Raw genomic sequence first — 19,226 nt, forward strand, 5'->3', positions numbered from 1 at the left:
GGAGACTTCCGCTGCACCGCACCGTCGTCGGCGAGGTGGGGCCGCCCCGGCTCGTCACCCTCCCCGACGGCTCTCCGGCCTGGCTGGTGAGCCGCTACCCCGAGGTGCGTCAGGTCCTCTCCGACGCCCGGTTCAGACGCTCCCGGCTGTACGCGGCGGACGCCCCGGCCCGGACAGCGGCGCCCGATCTGGTGAACAACCCCGATCTGATGTTCAACCAGGACGGCCCCGACCATCTGCGGCTGCGCCGCACCCTGCGGGGCGCGTTCACGCCGAGGGCGGTGGCCCGCTGGCAGCCCTGGATCGCCGCGATCGTGGACCAGTGCCTGGACGCCCTGGTCCAGCGGGAGCCGCCGGTGGATGTGGTCGCCGCGTACACCCTGCCGCTGCCGGTCATGGTGATCAGCAGACTCATGGGCCTCGACGGTTCGGCGCGCTCCCGGCTGCGCCACTGGTCCGAGCACGCCTTCTCCGACGGCTCCCACGACGGGCGGGAGGTGGAGTCCGTCCTCGGGGAGTTCGCCGCGTTCGGGGCGGAGCTGCTGGAGCGGCGGCGGCGGACGCCCGGCGAGGATCTGATCAGCTCCCTGGTCCGGGCGGCCGACGAGGAAGGCGGCATCCCCGGCCCGCAGCTGGTCCATCTGGTGTGCGGGCTGGTGGTGGGCGGTCATGACAGCACGATGACCATGCTCGGCAACTCGCTGCTCTATCTCCTCGGTGAGCGGCCGGAGTGCTGGCCCCGGCTGGGCGCCGACGAGCAGGCGGCCGAGGCGGCGGCCGAGCGGCTGATGCATCTGATCCCGCTCGGCGACGACCAGGGCAGCGCCCGTCATGCGGCCGAGGACGTCGAGGTCGGCGGGGTGCTCATCCCCGCGGGCTCGGTGGTTCTCGCCGACTGCCTCATGGCCGACCGGGACCCCGGGGTCTTCCCCGCCCGGCCCTTCGACGATCTGTTCGCCCCGCTGGAGGCGCCCAGCCTCGCCTTCGGCGCGGGACCCCATTACTGTCTGGGCGTCTGGCTGGCGAAGCTGGAACTCCGGCTGGGGCTGCACCGGCTCGCCGCCCGGCTTCCCGGTCTGCGGCTGGCCGAGCCCATGGAGAGCGTCGACTGGCGGATCGGGACGACGTCACGCAGCCCGCGACGGCTCCTGGTGACCTGGTGACCTGGTAACGACCGGGCGGAGATCCCGCCGGGCTCACCCGACGACCGCCGACCGGTCCGGCGACCGGCCGAAAGACCCCCGCCGGCCCATCCGGCGACCGCGGACCGGCCGAAGACTCCGGCCGACCGGTCCGGCGACCGCCGCTGCGGTGATCCGCGGTGGTCCGATCAGGTGCGGCCCCCGCGCGGCCCGGCCGTCGGCGGTGCATGCGGCGGTACCGTCCGGCCGACCGGTCCGCACCCGACGGCCCGTCCCGATGAAGGGATCGACTCATGCGTATCCGCACCGCTCTCGCCGCCCTCACGCTGACCGTGGCGGGGCTCGCCGCCGCCTCGGCCGCCGCCGTGTCCGCCCACGACTTCGGCGACATCATCATCACCACGGAGCAGAACCCCGCCGTGGTGGTGGGGTGCAACCCCGACTTCGTCGTGCTCTCCCCCTCCGCGCAGTGCGGGGTCTACCACATCGCCACCGGCCAGTAGGTCAGCCGAGCTTCTTCAGCTGGGCGTCGACGAGCGCCTTCGGCTTCTCGGTCTTGCCCTGGAGGCTCAGGGCGTTGAAGCTCGCCAGCACCCCGCCCTTGCGGACCGTCACCAGGTTCACCGTCAGGGTCTCCTTGGGGCCCGCGCTCAGCACGAGGGTGACGCCGAAGGACTCGTCGCCCGCGGTGTGGTCGAACTTCTCGACCTTGGTGAACTCCGTGTTCTGCCCCTCGGCGTCGATGGAGAAGCCTCCGGAGCAGTCCTCCACCGACTTCTCCAGGGCCGCGAAGCCCTCGGCTGCCCCCTCGCCCTCGAAGGACGCCAGGGTGATGGAGGTGGTCGTACCGGAGAACATGCTCATGGCGGCCTTGGCCTGCTCCTCGGGGGAGGCGTCCTTGTCCGGCTTCGGGGCATTGGCCATCGGCACGAGCGTCTGCGTCGTGGCGGCGGACGCCTTGCCGCCGGGGCGGAAGGTCATCGCCTCGATGAGCGGCTCGCACTCGGCCTTCTTGAGCTTGACGGCCGACGCCTCCTTGACATCCGCCGCGCTGACCTCGGTGAACCGGTGACCGGGGGCGTCCTTCTTGGTGAGCGCGAGCTTGCCCAGCTCGGCCGCGGACAGCGCCTTCGCGCCGGCGGTCTCGCCCTTCGACTCGCTCTTCGACTCGCTCTTCGCGCCGGACTCGTCCGTGGCGCAGGCTCCCAGGGTCAGGGCCAGGGAGAGCATGGACGCGGCGACGGCGGTACGGCGGACAGCGGTGCGTGGCATGAAAAGGGCTTCTCTCAGATCTCAGATGTCGGTGAAATCGTCCCGCGGGCGGAGTTCGCTCCGTGACCGCGCGGAATCGTCTGTCCGAAATCTATGCGGTACACCGATCGGATGATCAACGGTTTTCTCTCCGGCCGTGATCGTGACAGGGAAGCAACCCGGCCTGTACCCGATCGAGATATCCACCGGTACAACCCTTGGGCGGTTGTCCGCTTTTCACCGGAAGAGACGTGATACTGACACCGTGACGACGCATGATCTTCTGGCACAGCAGGGCGGACTCCGGGCGGAGGCCGACGTGGTCTGCGCCGACCTCGGGCTGGCGGAGCTGCTGGGGACGCGGGGCGAGGCGGTGCGGGTGGGCAGCGCGGCGCTCGGGCTGATGGTGCGCCGCGATCTCGACATCACCGTGGTCTGCCCCCGGCTGGACGCCGCGACGGCGAAGGCCGTCGCGGACATCGGCGCGGAGCTGGCGGTGCACGACCGGGTGCGCCAGGTGCGGTTCCGGAACGACACCGGGCCGTGGAACGCCGATCCGGCGGCCTATCCGGACGGGCTCTACCTCGGGGTCGAGTACCGCGGCGGCGACGGCCGCGACTGGACGCTCGACCTCTGGTTCGTCGACGAGCCCGACCGCCAGCCCGACCTCGCCCATCTCCGTACCCTCCCGCCCCGGCTGGACGACGCCCACCGGCGCACCATCCTCCGCATCAAGGAGGCGCTGGCCGCCCGGCCGGACGACGGCGGCCGGGCCCCGAGTTACGACGTGTACCGGGCCGTGCTGGACGACGGGGTCACCACGGTCGGGGAGTTCGACGCCTGGCGCACCCGGGCGCTCGACTGACCACGGCCCGGCGCGGCTCCACGCGCGGTCGGGCCCGGGGCTGGGCTGGACTGGGGCTGGACTGGGGCCGGTCCGGGCAACGGGCGGCCCGCCCGGGAGCCGCCGGTCAGAGCCCGGCCGCCGGGTCCTCGGCCAGCGTCCGGTACTCCGCCCTCGGGAAGTAGTCCCGCGCCGAGCCCTCCCGGTTGACGTCCCAGGTGGCGCAGTGCAGCGAACCGCCGTACTCGAACACGTCCCGGAACGGCAGCGGGAGCACCTCGAAGCCGAGCCGGTCCAGGAGTTCCTGGAGCGGTCTCTCCGCCTCCTCGCACACCACCTTCTCCGGCGAGACGCTCAGCACGTTCATCGACAGCCAGGCGGAGGACTGGCAGAAGCGGGGCATCTCGTCGTCGGACGAGACCGGCCGCGGCGCGTCGATCAGCTCCCAGTCGTTACGGAGGAACAGCTCCTTCTCGCCCTTGCGCAGCGGCCGGTCGGGGTTGGTCAGCACCAGACCGGGGCGCAGCGGCACAAAGGTGCAGTCGATGTGCGAGGGGAAGAAATCCAGCGGGAAGTGCACCGGGTGCACCCTCAAGCCCCGGGGCTCCAGATGGCGTTTGAGCCAGCGGATTCCGGGGCGGTTGGTGGTCATCGACTCCTGCACCAGGAGATCGCGGCCGAAGCGGGAGATGTCCGCGGCGTCGAAGACCACCTCGTCCTGGGTGACGCAGAACTCCGACGCGTGCATCTCGCGGTGCCGCTTCTCCAGCGGCCACTCCCAGAAGCCCTCCCGGTACATGGAGTCCGCCATCGACGGCTTCGGCGCGACGGTCCATACGGCGCGGGGGTCGGCGTTCCAGTACTCGTACACCAGCTTCCGGTACGCCTGGTACTCGAAGTACCGGGCACGCCGGGACATCGGGGCCTCGACGATCTCATGGCCCACGGTGATCATCACATCCCGGGGGCAGACCACGCAGTACTGATGGGGCACCTCGAACGACGGGGTGCGCACCGGCTCCGCGAGCCGCGGGGCCTCGGGTCTGCGGACGGTGACCCCGTGGGAGCGGAGCAGCGACACCAGTCCCGCGAGCTGCTCATTGGCGCGGTCGATCATCTCGGGGGGTTTGGGCCCGGTGGGGAAGGCGCCGCCGTCCTTGCCGCGCAGCTGGGGCCGGTGTCCCGGTTCGCGTGGCTCGAAGCAGGCGTTGTCGGCCACTCCGACGACGATCTCCCGCAGAGGGTCCCATTCGTTCCAGGAGTTGACCAGGCTCGCCGTTCCGTTCACGGCCGGGTCTCCTTATCGCTCGGGGTCGGTGTCCGGTCTCCCCGGTTTTCGCTCGGGGGTCGGTGTCCGGTCCCGCCGGGCCGGGCGTCCAGCGGGAAGGACCGCAGCCCCGGTCTGCCCAGCCGGGCGGCGAGCGCCGCGCAGGCGGGCCCGGCGCGGCCGTCGCCGGGCGCGGGTGAGACCGTCTCCAGCGACGCGGTCCCGCCGTGCACCCGGTAGCCGATCGCCGCCCGGCCCGCCGTCAGCCGGGCCGGGCCGTCCGGTGTCCCGGGCCGGGTCACCGGCACCGAGAGGGCGTACGAGGGGGCCGCGGCGACCAGGGTGCGGACCGCGCGTTCCAGCCGGGCGCTGGTGACGGCCTCCAGTCCGGGCAGTGACTCCTGGACCGCCCGGTTGAACAGATAGACCGGGAAACCGGGCAGCGCCGCCCGCAGCCCGAGGCCGGAGGCATGGCGGGGGTTGAGTTCGGTGGCCGTGAAGCCTTCGGCGCCGAGCAGCCCGTCCACGCTGAAGATGCCCTGGTAGCCGGTGGCGCGGACGAGTTCGCCGGCCGCGCGGCGGGCCGCCGCCCTGATGTCGGCCTCGGCGCGGGCGCCGGGCCGCCAGTGGGTGGAGGAGCCGCAGAACAGCAGATCGCCGGTGGCCGGGTCGCCGAGGGTGACGATCTCGACGGGTGAGAAGACGGCCACCCCGTCGGGCAGGGCCATGCCGAGCACACTGCACGGGACGCCGTCGGTGAAGCGGGCGATACGGACCCGCTCGGCGCGGGCGCACAGCTCCAGCACCGCCGGCCCGGCCGGGCTTGAGCCGGGGCCGGGGCCTGAGCAGGAGCTTGGGCCGGGGCCTGGGCCGGGGACCCAGCGCAGGCCGAGGGAGTCGCCGACATGGCCCCGGGTGGAGTCGGCGGCGACCACCACGCCCCGGGGGCCGCCGAGGGAGCTCAGCTCGCCCCAGCGGCCCGCCAGTTCGCCCGCCGGGATCACCGTGTGGGGCGGTGCGGGCACTCCGGCGGCGGCCCAGAGCCGGTCGATGGTCGTCTTGTCCTCGACGGCGGCCCACTGGGGCCGCCGCCGGCCGTGGACCGGGCGCCCGCAGAACTCGGCGATCCCGGTGCGCGGAGTGCCGAGGGCCACCCAGCGGCGGGCCGGATCCAGCTCGTCCAGCCATCCGCGTACGGCCTCGGGCGGATCGCGCAGCCAGCTCTCGAAGCCGGGCCTGGTCAGGATTGCGCCGAGGTCGTCGCAGTGCAGGCTCCGCCCGACGCTGGGCACGCCGGGGGCGGGTCCGGTGCGCGCGACCGCGGCGGCTGCCCGTGCGCCGCACGCCCGCAGTTCATCGGTGAGCGCCCGGGCGCGGTGGTCGAAGTCGTCGAGCAGCAGCACCGCTTCGCGCCCGTGCCAGAACCGGCGCAGGGCGCGGGTGACCGCGTCGGCGATCCGCGCCATGTCCCGCTCGGCGTCCCGGGTGTCGTCGTATCCGTGCGGGGGCCGGGCCCGCTGGGGCCGCTGGGTCCGATGGGGTGTCATATCCGTTTCCGTCCCTTCGTGCCGACCGGCTCGCCGGGGCGGCCCCGGGGCGTGCCGGCGGCCGGCGACCGGCCGGCGAGCCCGAGGTGGACGGCGGCTCCGGCGAGCAGCGCGCCCGCCAGCACCAGCCAGGGCGTGGCCCCGGAGACCGAGAACATCAGGGTGTGCACACCCGGTCCGAGCGCCCCCGACACTCCCCAGGTGAGCTGGTAGAAGGCGCTGTAGCGGCCCGGTTCGCCCCCGGCGGCGTACGCCAGCACCAGGGTCATCGCGACCGCGCCGTAGAGCGCCTCGCCGAGGCTGAACGCCAGGACGAGAAACGCGATCAGGACGGTCGCGCCGACCGGGCCGAAGCGGCCGAGGGCGGCCAGTCCGCCGAGCCCCACCGCCATGAACCCGGCCGCCGCCGCCATCAGCCGCAGCGCCGGACGGCCGCGGCCCAGCCGCAGGGCCAGGGGCTGGAAGGCAGGGATCGCGGCGCAGGAGAGCACATAGGCCGCGGGGGGCAGCCAGAGCGGCAGTCCGAGTGAGTGGAGGTGGACGGGCAGCAGCGAGTCGAAGGCGACGCTGGAGAGGGTGATGGAGAGGGACGCTCCGGTGAAGGCGAGGAACGGGCGGTTGGCGAGGACCGCCCGGTAGCCGGTCCCGGTGAGCGTCTCCGGCGCCGGGTGTGCGGGCTCGTCCCCGGGCGGCGGGGGCAGCGGGGGCGGCTGCCTCAGCCGGGTGCCGATCCGGTGGAACAGCAGCCCCGCGACGGCGAAGCTGGCCGCGTTGACCAGGGGGAGGGCGTTCCACAGCGCCGTGCCGCCGGGGCTCTGGAGCGCGGCTCCCAGCGCCACGGCCAGCGCGCCCAGTCCGAGCCCGATGTTGCGCAGGCTGTTCAGCAGGGCGAAGAAGGCGCGCTGCCGCTCCTCCCCCGGCGCGGTGCTCTTCACCAGGCCGCCGTGCGCGGCCCAGTAGAGCCGGTCCCCGGAGGCGACCGCGAAGGCGATCGCCGCGACGGCGGCCGGGCCGTCCGCGAGGAGGTAGCAGGGGAAGGCCGCGGCCCGGACCGCGCAGCTCACGGCCGCGGCGGTGAACGGGCCCAGCCGGTCGGCGAGCACCCCGGTCGCCAGCCCGCCCAGGAGCAGCGCGGCCGTCGAGCCCGCGGTGAGCGCGGCTCCGGCCGTGGTCAGCGCCATGCCCCGGCCGTAGCCGAAGTAGAGCAGCGAGAAGGTGATCCATACCCCGCTGCCCAGCGCGTCCACCGCCATCGCGGTCAGGAAGCCGCGGTGCCGGCGCTCTGTCGCGGTCAGGGGGCGGCCCATCGGGCCTCCCGTTCCCACCAGTCGGCCACCTCGCGCAGCTGTGCTTCGGTGGAGCGGTCGCCGTCCAGCCGGAAGACGAGTTCGGCGACCCGGTCGGTGCTGGAGGCGGGGCCCTGGTGGCGGGAGCCCGGCTCACCGTGGCGGGCGAACCGCACCGTGCCGGGGAGCGGACAGCACGGCGGAACGCGCTCCAGGACGCCGTCCCGCGGCGGGAACCAGCCCCAGCCGTGGCGCGGCCGTGCGCCGCCGGGCCCCGCTGACGGGGTGAGCCCTGCGGGTGGGGTGAGCCCTCCGGGTGAGGCGAGTCCTCCGGGTGAGGTGAGCCCTCCGGGTGAGGCGAGTCCTCCGGGTGGGGCGAGCCCCGCCTGTCCTCTCAGATGGGCGGCGTAGAGATTGACCCCTGTCGACAGCTCGTACGCCTCCGGGATGCCGCAGCCGCCGGGGCGGCAGGCGATCTCGCAGAGCACCAGCCGGTCGTCGGGGGTGTGGAAGAACTCCGCGTGGAACGCGGTCGTCTCGGACACCGGGGGCAGCGCGGCCACCACGTCGGCGGTCGCCGCGAGGAGTCTTGGGCCCAGCGGGTCGCGCTCGTCGAGCATGCCGCTGACGCTGGGCTCGGCACGGGTGGCGGTGGCCAGATTGGTGTGCAGATAGCGGGAGGGGATGCCGTGCAGCACCGCGCCGCCGGCCATCAGCCCGTCGACATGGCAGACGGTCCCTTCGACGAACCGTTCGACGAGCCGTGTCCCGCCGGCCGGGAAGGGGTACGCCCCCACCGCGCTCCGGTCGTGGAGCACGCTCACTCCGACCGAGCCCGCGCCGGCGGCCGGTTTGACCACGGCGGGCAGCCCATGGGCGTCGGCGAAGGCCGCGAGACCGGCCCGGTCCCGTACCAGCGCCATCGGGGCGACCGGGACGCCGTGCCGGGCCGCGGCGCGTTTCATCCGGCGTTTGTCCCGGTAGGCCAGGGCGCTCGCCACCGACTGTCCGGGCAGGCCGTATCGGGCCCGGGCGCGGGCCGCACGGATCACATCGGCCTCCGCGACGCTCAGCACGCGCTCGATGCCCCCGGCCGCGCACTCCGCGTCGATGAGCCGGTCGACGGCGGGCGCTGTGTAGTCGTCCACGGTCTCGACCCGGATGTCCCGCCCCGCCGCCCACCCGGGCGGCAGCCCGCTGACGGCGGAGCGCGCTGTGACGACGACCAGGGGGACGCCGGGGAGCCAGTGGGGCAGATACGACAGGATCGGCCGGCGGTTGAGGAGGAGCAACGCCATGGCGGGGACCTTTCCGGGCCTTCCGTGGCCTTCCGTAGCCTTCTATGGCCGTCCGTCGTGGCCGTCTGTCGTGGCCGTCCGTCGTGGCCGTCCGTGGCCTCAACGGGCCCAGGCGGCGGCCCGTTCGGCGATCACGATGGAGATCAGATGGGTGTTCACCCGTACCGGCGCCGGGATCACGGAGGCGTCCGCTATCAGCAGCCCCTGGACGCCATGGACCCGGCAGCGGTCGTCGACCACGGCGAGCGGGTCGCCCGACCGGCCGATCCGGGCGGTGCCCATGGGGTGGTGGGCAGTGCGGGCGGCCCGCCGGATATGGGCGTCCAGCAGGCGCGATGAGCGGATCGTCGCCTCGTCCATGTCGATGACGTCTTTGGTGAGCGCGGTGAACGCGGGCTGGTGCAGCAGTTCCCAGCACAGCCGCAGCCCGGCCCGCTGCCGGTCCAGATCCGCCCGCTCCCGGCCGTAGTCGATGGCGATGCGCGGCCGGACGGCCGGATCGCGGGAGACGGCCTCGACCGTCCCCCGGCCCTCGGGGGCCATGAGGTTGGACGTGAGCATGAAGGCCCGGCCGCCGGGCACGGAGGCGGCCAGCCGCGGTGCGTACACCGCCAGTTCGACATGGTTGAGCGCGTAGAGCTGAAGGTCGCCCGGGATCGCGGAGCCGGGCGCGGTATGGCTCAGCAGGACCTGTGCGCAGGGGACGGCCCCTGCTCCGGGCCGACCGGGGCCGGGGCCGGCGCCGGGCCGTCCGGGGCCGGGCTGCGGGACGATGCCGATGGCGACCTGGGAGTGGTCGGCGAGACCGGCCCCGAGGCCGGGGAGGTCGGCCACCGGCGGCACGCCGAGCGCCCGCAGCAGCCGGGCCGGGCCCAGTCCGGAGCGGTGCAGCAGCGCCGGGGTGCCGTACGCCCCCGCGCACACCGTGATCCGGTCGCCGTGGAGCTCCCGCGGTCCGGCCGGGGAGTGGACCAGGACGCCCCGGGCGGTGGTTCCGTCGAAGACCACCCGGTCCGCCAGGGTGTCCGCGAGGACGGTCAGGCTCGGCCGGCCGCGCGCGGGGCCGAGGTAGGCGATGGCGGTGGAGATCCGGCGGCCGTCAGGGGTGAGGTTCAGCGGCAGCGGGCCCACCCCCCGCGCTCCGGGCGCGTTGTGGTCGGCCACCGGCGGATGTCCGGCCGCCGTCGCGGTGTCCACGAGCGCCGCGGAGAGCGGGGTGTACTCGTCCGGTGGGGTGCGCCGTACCGGCAGCGGTCCCTCGGCGCCGTGGTGGGGGGCGGTGAAGTCGGCGTCGCTCTCCAGACCGGTGAAGTACGGCAGCACCTCCCGCCAGGACCAGCCGCGCACCCCGGCGCGCGCCCAGTCGGCGAACTCCGCCGGGTGCGGGCGCAGCGCGACGCAGGCGTTGACGGCCGAGCTGCCGCCGACGACCTTGCCCCGGGGCAGCGGCAGCGGTGTGCCGTCGTCGCGTACGCCGGTCAGCGACCAGTCGTGCCGCACCATCGAGGGGGTGTGTCCGTCGCTGAGGTCGGGGGGCAGTGCGGAGGGGCGGGGGTAGTCGGGACCGGCTTCGATCAGCAGGACCCGCCGGGCGGGGTCCTCGGAGAGCCGGGCGGCGAGTACGGCGCCCGCGGCTCCGGCGCCGACCACGATGTCATCGAAGTGGGGGCGCACCGGTGCTCCTCGGTGGGGTGTGCGGACCCTGGGACTTCTGGGGCTGCTGGGGTTTCTGGCGTTCTTGGGGCTTCTGGGAGTGGTGCGGGCGCCGTCCGTCACGGGCGTGCCCGCGGGAGAGCCGGATCAGCCAGTCGGACAGTTCGGCGGGGCGGGTGAAGCGCAGCACGTCGAGCCGTACGTCCGGGTCCGCGCCGCCCGCCAGGGCCAGCAGCTCGCTCCGGGTGCCGTGCCGGGTGGCCCAGCCGTGGCGCAGGATGTTCTCCGGGTCGGTGAGGACCGAGCGCAGCGGCGGCTCCCGGTTGCCGCTCCAGAGGACTTCGCGGTGGAGCGACCGCAGCAGGGTGCGCAGCGCCAGGCTCGTCATGGTCACGGCCACCGGGTAGTCCAGCCAGATGAGCAGTCGGGCACGCCGGGCGAGCAGGGTGTTGACCTCCGGGTAGTGCCATTCGGTGATCCACCGGGGCTGCTCGGTCCGCTGGGCGACATCGGCCCCGAACCGGGGGCGCGGACGCCAGCCGGGGTCGTAGTACAGCTCGTCGAGTTCGATGCGGGGCACTCCGGTGAGCGCGGCGAGCTTCCCCGCGAGGGTCGTCTTGCCCGCGCCGCTGCCGCCCGCGACCAGGATCCGGTCGAGGGCGGGGGGCGGACCGGCCGCCGGGTCGAGCGCGCGCAGGGTCACCGTGGGCGTTCCTCTCTCCGCACCGTCTCACCGGTTCGGGACCAGCCGTGACGTGCCGTCTCACCGATGCGACACCGGTTCATGACGCACCGTTTCAGCGATGCCGCGTCAGCCATGATGACGGCGGTCTGCGGGCGGGACACCCTCACAGCTGTACGGGTGTGCGTCCGGGACGGCCGCTGCATGATGCTCGGCATGTCGCTTACCGATGGTGAGAACACCGGTGTGGCCGTCGATGAGGAGTCGGCGCGTGCGCGGGACCGCCGTTTCGTCTGGCATCCGTGGTCCCCGGTGGGCGGGGGCGGCGCCGAGGGGCCGGTGCTGGTCTCCGGCAGCGGTTACCGGGTGCGGGACGCGGCCGGACACCGCTATCTCGACGCGATCGCGTCGGCGATGAACTCCAGTTGCGGTTACGGCCATCCGGCGCTGGTGGCGGCGGCCGAGCGGCAGATGTCCCTGCTGCCCCACTTCGATCTCAGCGTGGGGACGCACCTTCCGGTGGGGCTGGTGGCCGAGCGGCTGGCGGCGCTGCTGCCCCGGGGGGTGGCGCGCACGCTCTTCGTGAACGGCGGCTCGGAGGCGACCGAGGCCGCCGTCGCGATCGCGCACGGCTACTGGCGTCATCGGGGCCGCCCCCGGAGCCGGATCGTCACCTTCGCCGCCGGGTACCACGGGACGACCCTGACGGCCCAGCATCTGTCCGGGCTGCCCGCCCATGAGACCCACGCCGAGGCGCCGTTCCCGGTGACCCGGGTGGAACTGCCCGTGCCTGCGGGGGAGCTGCGTTCACCGGGGGCGCTCGACGCGCTGGCCGGCGCGTTCGAGCGGGCGGTGTCCGACGGCCCTCCGCCCGCGGCGGTGTTCGTGGAGGCGCTGCTCAATGTGGGCGGCGGTGTGGTGCTGCCGCCGGGACTCCTGCGGGCGGTACGGGGGTTGTGCGACCGCAGCGGCGCGCTGCTGATGGTGGACGAGGTGTTCTGCGGCTTCGGCAGGACGGGCCGGATGTTCGGCTTCGACCACGACGGCGTCACCCCGGATGTGGTCACCATGAGCAAGGGCCTGAGCGGCGGCTATGTGCCGCTCGCGGCGGTGAGCGCCACCGAGGACGTCTATCAGTCCTTCGCCGCCGATCCGCTGCTCGGCGGGCTGCGGTACGGGCATACGACCGGCGGGCACGCGGTCGCCTGCGCGGTGGCGCTCGCGGTTCTCGACGTCATCGAGGAACGGAAGCTGGTCGCCGCCTCGGCGGCGCTCGGCGAGGAGCTGCTGAACGGGCTGCTTCCGCTCCGGGACCACCCCGAGGTCGTCGATGTGCGGGGGCTGGGCCTGGTCGCGACGGTCGAGTGCCGCCGTCCCGAGGCGGCGGCGGCTCTGGTCGCCGGGGCCAGGGAGCGCGGGACCCTGCTGCGCCGGCAGGGCAGCGCGGTGATGGCCATTCCGCCGCTGATCATCGATCAGGCCGGGATCGCGGAGCTGGTACGGACGACGGGACGGGCCCTTGAGGACGGCTGACACCAGGGTCCGGGCGGCTGACGCCAGGGTCCGGACGGTCGGCCCCACGGTCCGGACGGTTCACGCCGCGGTCCGGACGGTTCACGCCGCGGTCCGGACGGTCGGCCCCACCGGCAAGGGCTCCGGTGCCACGGGCAGGGGCTTCGGCACCACGAACAGGGGCTTCTGCCCCGGCGTGCCGCAGGAGCGTCCCGGATCCCGCGGCGCTCCGGGACGGCAGCAGCACCAGATGTTCTTCGCCGACCAGCCCGGACCGCAGGGCCATCGCCACCACGGCCTCGCGCTTCCAGTAGGAGCGCTTTCCGCCGGTGGCCCCGGCCCATTCGGTGACCTGGAGTTTCTCGGTCGCCAGATAGTTGATGTGGTGGTTGACGGCGGCACGGGTCAGTGTCGTGGCGCGGCCTTTCCCCTCCAGCCGGGCGATGACATCGGTGATCGTGGGAACCGCGCCCGGGGGATAGCCGCGCAGCTGGGGTTCGCAGAGGGCCACCAGAACCCGGAAGTAGGCGGAATTCTCATCCAGTCGCGGCCAATTGGTCCGGCCTCCCGGGGCGGCCGGTGCCGCGGCGAGAAACCGGGGTTCGGGGCCGAAGACATTGACCATGGCGGCCCCGCGCGCCACGGGCAGCACCAGCCGGGCCAGTTCGAAGGGAATGGGTATGTCCTGTCTACGGGGGGCCACTTTGACGAACTCGCCTCCCCGCTCCATGTTCTCGACGAAGTAGGTGTCCTCGGTGTGCAGATTGGTCAGACACCAGTGGGCGGAGCGGGCGGTGACCACTGCTGCCGCGCTGAGCACCGGGTCGGCGGCCGAGCGGATGTCCAGGACGTCCCGCTCCGCGTTGTAGCCGATCACCGCCCGGCCGCCGTCGCCGAGTTCGCACCGGTCGCGCACCGGCGGGCGGATCGCCTCATCGGCATACCATCCCGCAAACTGAAGAATCAAAGTCCCCACCAGGAGAAATCCTTTTTCTCAACGCGCCCCAGGGAAATCCTCATTCACTGCTCCACCGGCGAGCTTTCCTCCATACCGAGGCATTAAACGCAGACCGTCGGAGAATCGGATTCTCAGCCGGAGCCTGGATGCCGGAGGCGACGGCCGGTCCCGCCGGGAAAGGTCAGCCGCTTGTTCCCCGCCCTCCATCACCACGCATCCCGCCCGCTTATCGGAACATCCGACCGGAACATCGCATCCCATCGTCTGCCGAGGTCTCGCCCATGCCGATTCCCCTCTCTCTGAATTCCGAGCTGCGGCCGGTCACCGCGAACGGCGAACATATGGTGGCGGCGGTCGCGGACCACCATGACTTTCTGGCCGAGCAGGCACGGGCCACGGACGCGGAGGGCCGTTTCGCACGGGAGAGCGTCGAGGCGCTCGTGGACGCCGGAGTCTTCGCCGCGCCCGCCCCCGTGGAGCTGGGCGGATCCGGGGTCGAGCGGCTGCGCGATCTGACGGTGATCACCGCGCGGATCGCCCGCGCGGATGCCTCGGTCGCCGTCGCCCATGCCATGCATACCGCGCTGGCCTGGTACTTCGCCCGGGTGGTGCGTTTCAGCGCGGACGGCGACGCCGGCTGTCTGCCACGGCGTGAGTGGCTCCGGGCGATCGGCGAACGGCGGATGCTGCTCTGCTCCGCCGTCGCCGAACGCGGGGCCGACTACTGGAATCTCGCCACCACCGCGACCGCCTCCCCTGATGGCTGGGTGGTCAACGGCCGCAAGATCCTCGCCTCGGTCTCCCCTGCCGCCACCCATTTCTACTGCCGGCTCAGGGCCGAGCGCGGCGGCGGACGCCATCTGGCCAGCGCCATGATCCCCGCGAGCACGCCCGGAGTGCGGGTCGAGGACGACTGGCAGGGGCTCGGGCTGCGTGGCTCGGGCAGCGGGAGCGTGCTGTTCGAGGGGTGCGTCATCCCCGATGAGGCGCTGATGGTGCGCGGCCCCTGGGGCAGAAGGGACCCGGCCATGCTGGAGGGCCGCGCGGTGAGCGGCATGGGGCTGAACGGGGTGTATCTGGGGCTCGCCGAGGCGGCTCGCGATCACGCCCTGCGGGCGCTGGCCACAGGGACGCCGTCCGGTCGCGCCCGGGTTCGCTCGGCGGCCGTCAAGACCGCCGTCGCCGAGATGGAGACCGCGCTGACCGCGGCCCGGGGCACCCTCGGCGCGGGGCTCCGGGACTTCGACGCCCAGCTGCTGCTGAACAGACCGCGGTCCGTCACCGCCGAGACCGGCCGGGCGATGATGAAGGAGTGCCAGACCGTGAGCCTGGTGGTGGGGCGGGCCGCCCGGGAGGTCGTCGACCACGCGATGACGCTGACCGGGGGCGCGAGCTACACGGCGGGCCATCCCCTCGCCCGCGCCTACCGCGATGTGCGCGCCGCGCCCTTCATGCCGCCGTACTCCCCACCGGAGGAGGCCGTCGACTTCCTCGCCGACACCACGCTGGGAGAGCCGCCCCCGCCCCGAGCCGACGGCGCGTCACTCCCCGTACGGCGTACGGACTGAGCTCCATGGTGCCCGGACCGAGCTCCACGGCGTACGGACTGAGCTTCACGATGCACGGCCTGAGCTCCACCGCGTACGCACTGAGCGCACGGACTGAACGGCTGCGCAGTCCCGGCGGCGCCATCGTCCCACCCCAGGGGCTCCGGAGCACTCGCCCCCGGTGAAGCCGTCTCCCTTTCCACCGGCCCCGTCGGTACGCTGGAGCTCACCGGCCGCGCGGACTGGGCCACCCGTTTCCCGACCGGCCAGGCCACAAGGCGGAGCGATGAGCGAGCAGACGTACCGACGCGATGCGATGGAGAAGCCCCCGCTCGTCGATGTGTGCGGGCAGCCGGGTCAGCTCATCCGCCGCGCCCAGCAGGTGCACACCTATCTCTGGGCGACCTCCGTCTCGTCCGAGGTCACCTCGACCCAGTTCGCGATGCTCAGCGCCATCGCCGAACGGCCGTCCATCGACCAGAACTCCCTCTCACGCCAGGTCTCCGTGGACACCTCCACCGTCGCCGAGGTCGTCAACCGGCTGGTCGACCGGGGCCATGTCACCCGTGGCAAGGACCCGGCGGACCGGCGGCGCAATCTGCTCTCGCTCTCCGAGTCCGGGCACCGGATGTACGCGGAGGTCTCCGCAGCCGCCGCCGCGATGACCGACCGGCTGGTGGCGACCCTGCCGGAGCACGATCGCGGGGAGCTGGTCCGGATACTCCGGAATCTCGTCGAGTCGGGTGAGGCCATGCGCGACGCCGACGCGGCGGACGCGCAGGAAGCGCGCGGTCGCAACAGCCGCTGACGGGCCGCGATGCGGCGAGGGCGCCGGATGCGGCGTCCTCGCCGCATCCCTCGATCCCGCGTCCTTGCTGAATCAGGAGTGAGTCCCGCGCCCCGGGGTAGGCGAGCCTCGCCGTAAGGCGGGAAAGGCAACGGGGTACGGGGTACGGGGTGCGGGAGCGTATGGAATGGATCGGGCTGGCGGGCGAGGGCGACACGGTGTGCCGGGACGCCGTTCCGTGGGCGGGCGAGTGCTACGACGGGACGCCGGAGAGCATCTCCGCCGCACGGTGTTTCACCGCGCGGTTCCTCTCCCGGGTGCGGGCCCGGCTCGGGGTGCCGATACCGGAGGAGACGATCGCTACGGCTCAGCTGGTGGTCAGTGAGCTGGTGACCAATTCCTGCAAATACGCTCCGGGGCCGTGTCTGCTGAATCTGGAGGTGACCGGCGGCCGGGGCGACGGCGACGCGCCCCGGGGAGCGAAGAACCGGGGCGACGGGTTCGTGGAGATCACTGTCTGGGACGCCGACCCGGGGCTGCCGACGCCGGTCGCCGCCGATCCCGAACGGGTCGGCCGTCATGGCCTGGAGATCGTGCTCGCGGTGAGCGAGGGCTTCGAGGTCCGGCGCGAGCCGGTCGGGAAGCGGGTCGGGGTACGGGTCGCGTTCAGCGGCTGACCCGCGCGGGAGGCGGCTGGTGGCGAGCGACCGGAGGCGACTGCGCGGGCGGCCGGAGACCGTCCGCGCGGGCTCAGGGCGCCACCCGACCCCGCCCGGTAGCCGTCGTCCGCTCCGCCGCGCGGGTGATGTTGCGGGCCATCCCGCCGAAGACGACCGCGTGGAACGGGGAGACGCTCCACCAGTAGGCGTGCCCCAGCAGACCTCTGGGGTGGAACACCGCCCGCTGCCGGTAGCGGGTGCGCCCCTGCGCGTCGCGTTCGACGCGCAGCTCCAGCCAGGCCAGCCCCGGCAGCCGCATCTCGGCCCGCAGCCGCAGCAGCCGACCCGGTTCGATCTCCTCGACCCGCCAGAAGTCCAGCGAGTCGCCCGCCCTCAGCCGCTGGGCGTCCCGCCGCCCGCGCCGCAGCCCCACTCCCCCGGCGAACCGGTCCAGCCACCCCCGTACCGCCCAGGCCAGCGGGAAGGAGTACCAGCCGTTCTCCCCGCCGATGCCCTCGATCACCCGCCACAGCGCGTCCGGAGCGGCGTCGGCCGTCAGCTCTCTGTCGTCGGTGTACAGACTGCCGCCCGCCCAGTCGGGGTCGGTCGGCAGGGGATCGCTGGGGGCTCCGGGCAGCGCGGCGGAGGACCATCGGGTGGCGACATGCGCGTCCCTGACCCGCTGGAGGGCGAGCGAGAGCGCCTGTTCGAAGGTGAGCGGGCGGCCCGGCGGGTCGGGGACATAGCGCGCGATGTCGTGCTCGCGGCAGACCACCTCGTACCGCAGGGACTCGGTGAGCGGCCGGGCGATGGTGTGCGGCACGGGGGTGACCAGCCCGACCCAGTGGCTGGAGAGCCGTGGGGTGAGCACCGGTACGGGCACGATCAGCCGCCGGGGCAGCCCGGCCACCGCCGCGTAGCCGCGCATCATCTCGCGGTAGGTGACGACGTCGGGGCCGCAGACGTCGAACGCGCGGTTGACGTCGTCGGGCATCGCGGCCGAGCCGACGAGATAGCGCAGCACATCCCGTACGCCGATCGGCTGAACCCGGGTCCGCACCCAGCTCGGGGTCACCATCACCGGGAGCCGCTCGGTCAGATAGCGCAGCATCTCGAAGGAGGCCGACCCGGAGCCGATGATCACGGCTGCCCGCAGGACCGTGGCGGGTACCGGGGAGTCCAGGAAGATCCGGCCGACTTCGGCGCGGGAGCGCAGATGCGGGGAGAGGCGGTGCGGCGGGACCCCGGCGGGGGTGAGCCCGCCGAGGTAGACGATGCGCCGGACGCCCGCCCGGCGGGCCTGTTCGGCGAAGATCCGCGCGGAGTCGCGATCGGTCTCCTCGAAGCGCGAGCCGGTGCCCAGCGCGTGGACCAGGTAGTACGCGACGTCGATGCCGCGCATCGCGCCGAGGACCGAGGCGGCGTCGGTGACATCGCCCCGTACGGTCTCCACGTCCTTCGCCCAGGGGTGGTCGCGCAGCTTCCCGGGGGAGCGTGCGAGACAGCGTACGGAGTGACCTGCGGCGAGCAGTTCGGGGACCAGCCGGCCGCCGATATAGCCGCTGGCTCCGGTCACCAGACAGCTCAGCGGGGCGACCGGCCGATCCGGAACCTCCGGTTCGGCCGGTTGAACCGATTCAGCCGGTTCAGCTGGATCGACCGGTTCAGCCGGTGTCCGGCTCGCGGGTCCGTCCTCCGCCGTCATCGTCACCAGCTCCCTTCGCCCCCATCCTCCGGGATCGCCCCGCCGCCGTCATCCCGCGCCGGCGGCCGTACGTACGGGCCCGGGCCGACGGCTCGCTCCGGCCCGGCCCAGCTCGCTCCGGACCGGTCCGGTCCGCTCCGGTCCAGTCCGGTCCGCGAAACCGTCCTCGGCCGGAGCGCCGCCCCGGGTGCGCGCGAGGTGCCGACAGCCGGTGAAGGGACTCGCGCTCAGCCCTGCCCGGGGCCCGTCGCCACCGGGCGGGCCGGGTCGCGGGACCACTCCGACCACGATCCCGCGTACAGCGCCGGGGTGAACCCGGCCAGTTCCAGTGCGACGGCCTGCTGCGCCGCCGAGACCCCTGAGCCGCAGTAGACGCCCACCTCCCCGCCCGGCTCGCCCGCCCCCAGCGCCGAGAACCGGGCCGCCAGCCGTGGCGCGGGCAGAAAACGCCCCTCCTCGTCCAGGTTCTCCGTCGTGGGGGCCGAGACCGCGCCCGGGATATGCCCGGCCACCGCGTCGATCGGCTCGACCTCCCCCCGGTAGCGCTCCCCCGCCCGGGCGTCCAGCAGCAGCCCCGAGCGGGCCAGTTCGGCCGCGGCGTCCGCGCTCAGCAGCGGCAGCGCGCCCGGCGCCGCGGTGAAGTCGCCCTCCGCCGGGTCCGGAATCGCGCTCTCCAGCGGCCCGTTCCAGGCGGCGAGCCCACCGTCCAGCACCCGTACCGCCCGGTGGCCGGTCCACCGCAGCAGCCACCAGGCGCGCGCCGCCGCCCAGCCCCGGTCCGCGTCGTAGACGACCACCGAGGAGCCGGCCGACACCCCGGCCCGGCGCATCACCGCCGCGAACATGTCCGGATCCGGCAGCGGATGGCGGCCCCCGGCCCCGGGTGTACCGGCCAGTTCGGCGTCCAGGTCGACGAAGACCGCACCGGGGATATGACCGGATTCATACTCCGGCCTGCCATGCGGCCCACCCAGCCGGTAGCGGATGTCGAGAAGTACCGGCGGATTCGATCCGGCCAGCGCATCGGCGAGTTCGGCGGCCGAGACGATCGGTTTGACAGCGTTCATGAAGGTCATCCTCGCGCACCG

17 protein-coding genes are annotated in these 19,226 nt (G+C 73.5%); 7 read left to right on the forward strand and 10 right to left on the reverse strand.

The genetic code is table 11. The features are described from left to right. Positions 1-11: 11 nt before the first annotated feature. Together FF041_RS07735 and FF041_RS07740 are read left to right on the forward strand one after the other, a co-directional pair. Positions 12-1,163 (forward strand): cytochrome P450, encoded by a 1,152-nt coding sequence (locus FF041_RS07735; RefSeq protein WP_153521637.1) that lies wholly within the window; start codon positions 12-14, stop codon positions 1,161-1,163. Positions 1,164-1,435: 272 nt separating this feature from the next. Continuing rightward, entirely contained in the window at positions 1,436-1,645 is a 210-nt protein-coding gene (locus FF041_RS07740) for a hypothetical protein (protein ID WP_153521612.1), read from the forward strand. Between the two features lies 1 nt (position 1,646). Here FF041_RS07740 and FF041_RS07745 read toward each other — a convergent pair whose 3' ends face one another. Beyond that, positions 1,647-2,414, reverse strand: a complete 768-nt coding sequence (locus FF041_RS07745) for a hypothetical protein (protein ID WP_153521613.1) — start codon at positions 2,412-2,414, stop codon at positions 1,647-1,649. Between the two features lie 244 nt (positions 2,415-2,658). Here FF041_RS07745 and FF041_RS07750 point away from each other — a divergent pair, with 244 nt between their 5' ends. Further along, positions 2,659-3,258, forward strand: a complete 600-nt coding sequence (locus FF041_RS07750; protein ID WP_323372160.1) for a hypothetical protein — start codon at positions 2,659-2,661, stop codon at positions 3,256-3,258. Positions 3,259-3,364: 106 nt separating this feature from the next. On the opposite strand, the gene FF041_RS07755 is transcribed toward FF041_RS07750, so the two are convergent. The 6 genes from FF041_RS07755 to FF041_RS07780 all read right to left on the reverse strand — a co-directional run bounded on the left by FF041_RS07755 (position 3,365) and on the right by FF041_RS07780 (position 10,991). Continuing rightward, complete coding sequence (locus tag FF041_RS07755; RefSeq protein ID WP_323391420.1) at positions 3,365-4,525, reverse strand: glycine amidinotransferase; 1,161 nt, start codon at positions 4,523-4,525, stop codon at positions 3,365-3,367. Continuing rightward, on the reverse strand, positions 4,522-6,051 hold the full coding sequence (locus tag FF041_RS38840) for a hypothetical protein (protein ID WP_228388068.1): 1,530 nt from the start codon (positions 6,049-6,051) through the stop codon (positions 4,522-4,524). The genes FF041_RS07755 and FF041_RS38840 overlap by 4 nt, the downstream gene beginning before the upstream one ends. Continuing rightward, entirely contained in the window at positions 6,048-7,358 is a 1,311-nt protein-coding gene (locus tag FF041_RS07765; protein WP_153521614.1) for an MFS transporter, read from the reverse strand. The genes FF041_RS38840 and FF041_RS07765 overlap by 4 nt, the downstream gene beginning before the upstream one ends. Continuing rightward, the gene (locus FF041_RS07770; RefSeq protein WP_153521615.1) at positions 7,343-8,635 is read right to left on the reverse strand and encodes an ATP-grasp domain-containing protein; all 1,293 of its coding nucleotides are present in this window, start codon (positions 8,633-8,635) and stop codon (positions 7,343-7,345) included. Before FF041_RS07770 ends, FF041_RS07765 begins: the two co-directional genes overlap by 16 nt. A 99-nt stretch (positions 8,636-8,734) precedes the next feature. Next, positions 8,735-10,309, reverse strand: coding sequence for a GMC family oxidoreductase (locus tag FF041_RS40285; RefSeq protein ID WP_323391421.1), 1,575 nt, complete (start codon positions 10,307-10,309; stop codon positions 8,735-8,737). Continuing rightward, a complete protein-coding gene (locus tag FF041_RS07780) occupies positions 10,290-10,991 on the reverse strand; it encodes a P-loop NTPase family protein (RefSeq protein WP_323391422.1) in 702 nt (233 codons plus the stop codon). The genes FF041_RS40285 and FF041_RS07780 overlap by 20 nt, the downstream gene beginning before the upstream one ends. Positions 10,992-11,186: 195 nt before the next feature. Between FF041_RS07780 and FF041_RS07785 the strand changes: the two genes are divergently transcribed. Continuing rightward, a complete protein-coding gene (locus tag FF041_RS07785; protein WP_228388069.1) occupies positions 11,187-12,503 on the forward strand; it encodes an aminotransferase family protein in 1,317 nt (438 codons plus the stop codon). Here the strand turns inward: FF041_RS07785 and FF041_RS37755 are convergent. Next, entirely contained in the window at positions 12,439-13,458 is a 1,020-nt protein-coding gene (locus FF041_RS37755) for a hypothetical protein (protein WP_228388070.1), read from the reverse strand. The two genes, FF041_RS07785 and FF041_RS37755, sit on opposite strands and share 65 nt — an antisense overlap. Before the next feature lie 263 nt (positions 13,459-13,721). Here FF041_RS37755 and FF041_RS07795 point away from each other — a divergent pair, with 263 nt between their 5' ends. The 3 genes from FF041_RS07795 (at position 13,722) to FF041_RS07805 (ending at position 16,451) form a co-directional block, all read left to right on the forward strand. Beyond that, the gene (locus FF041_RS07795; protein ID WP_153521616.1) at positions 13,722-15,008 is read left to right on the forward strand and encodes an acyl-CoA dehydrogenase family protein; all 1,287 of its coding nucleotides are present in this window, start codon (positions 13,722-13,724) and stop codon (positions 15,006-15,008) included. Positions 15,009-15,273: 265 nt separating this feature from the next. Next, entirely contained in the window at positions 15,274-15,795 is a 522-nt protein-coding gene (locus FF041_RS07800; protein WP_153521617.1) for a MarR family winged helix-turn-helix transcriptional regulator, read from the forward strand. Positions 15,796-15,956: 161 nt separating this feature from the next. Continuing rightward, the gene (locus FF041_RS07805) at positions 15,957-16,451 is read left to right on the forward strand and encodes an ATP-binding protein (protein ID WP_153521618.1); all 495 of its coding nucleotides are present in this window, start codon (positions 15,957-15,959) and stop codon (positions 16,449-16,451) included. Between the two features lie 73 nt (positions 16,452-16,524). Here FF041_RS07805 and FF041_RS07810 read toward each other — a convergent pair whose 3' ends face one another. After that, a complete protein-coding gene (locus FF041_RS07810) occupies positions 16,525-18,021 on the reverse strand; it encodes an SDR family oxidoreductase (RefSeq protein WP_228388077.1) in 1,497 nt (498 codons plus the stop codon). A gap of 344 nt (positions 18,022-18,365) precedes the next feature. After that, positions 18,366-19,205 carry a sulfurtransferase gene (locus tag FF041_RS07815; RefSeq protein WP_153521620.1) on the reverse strand — a complete coding sequence of 280 codons (840 nt, stop codon included), beginning with the start codon at positions 19,203-19,205 and terminating at the stop codon, positions 18,366-18,368. Positions 19,206-19,226 lie beyond the last annotated feature (21 nt).

Origin of the sequence: Streptomyces jumonjinensis (assembly GCF_009600885.1) — a bacterium.
Taxonomy (GTDB): domain Bacteria; phylum Actinomycetota; class Actinomycetes; order Streptomycetales; family Streptomycetaceae; genus Streptomyces; species Streptomyces jumonjinensis.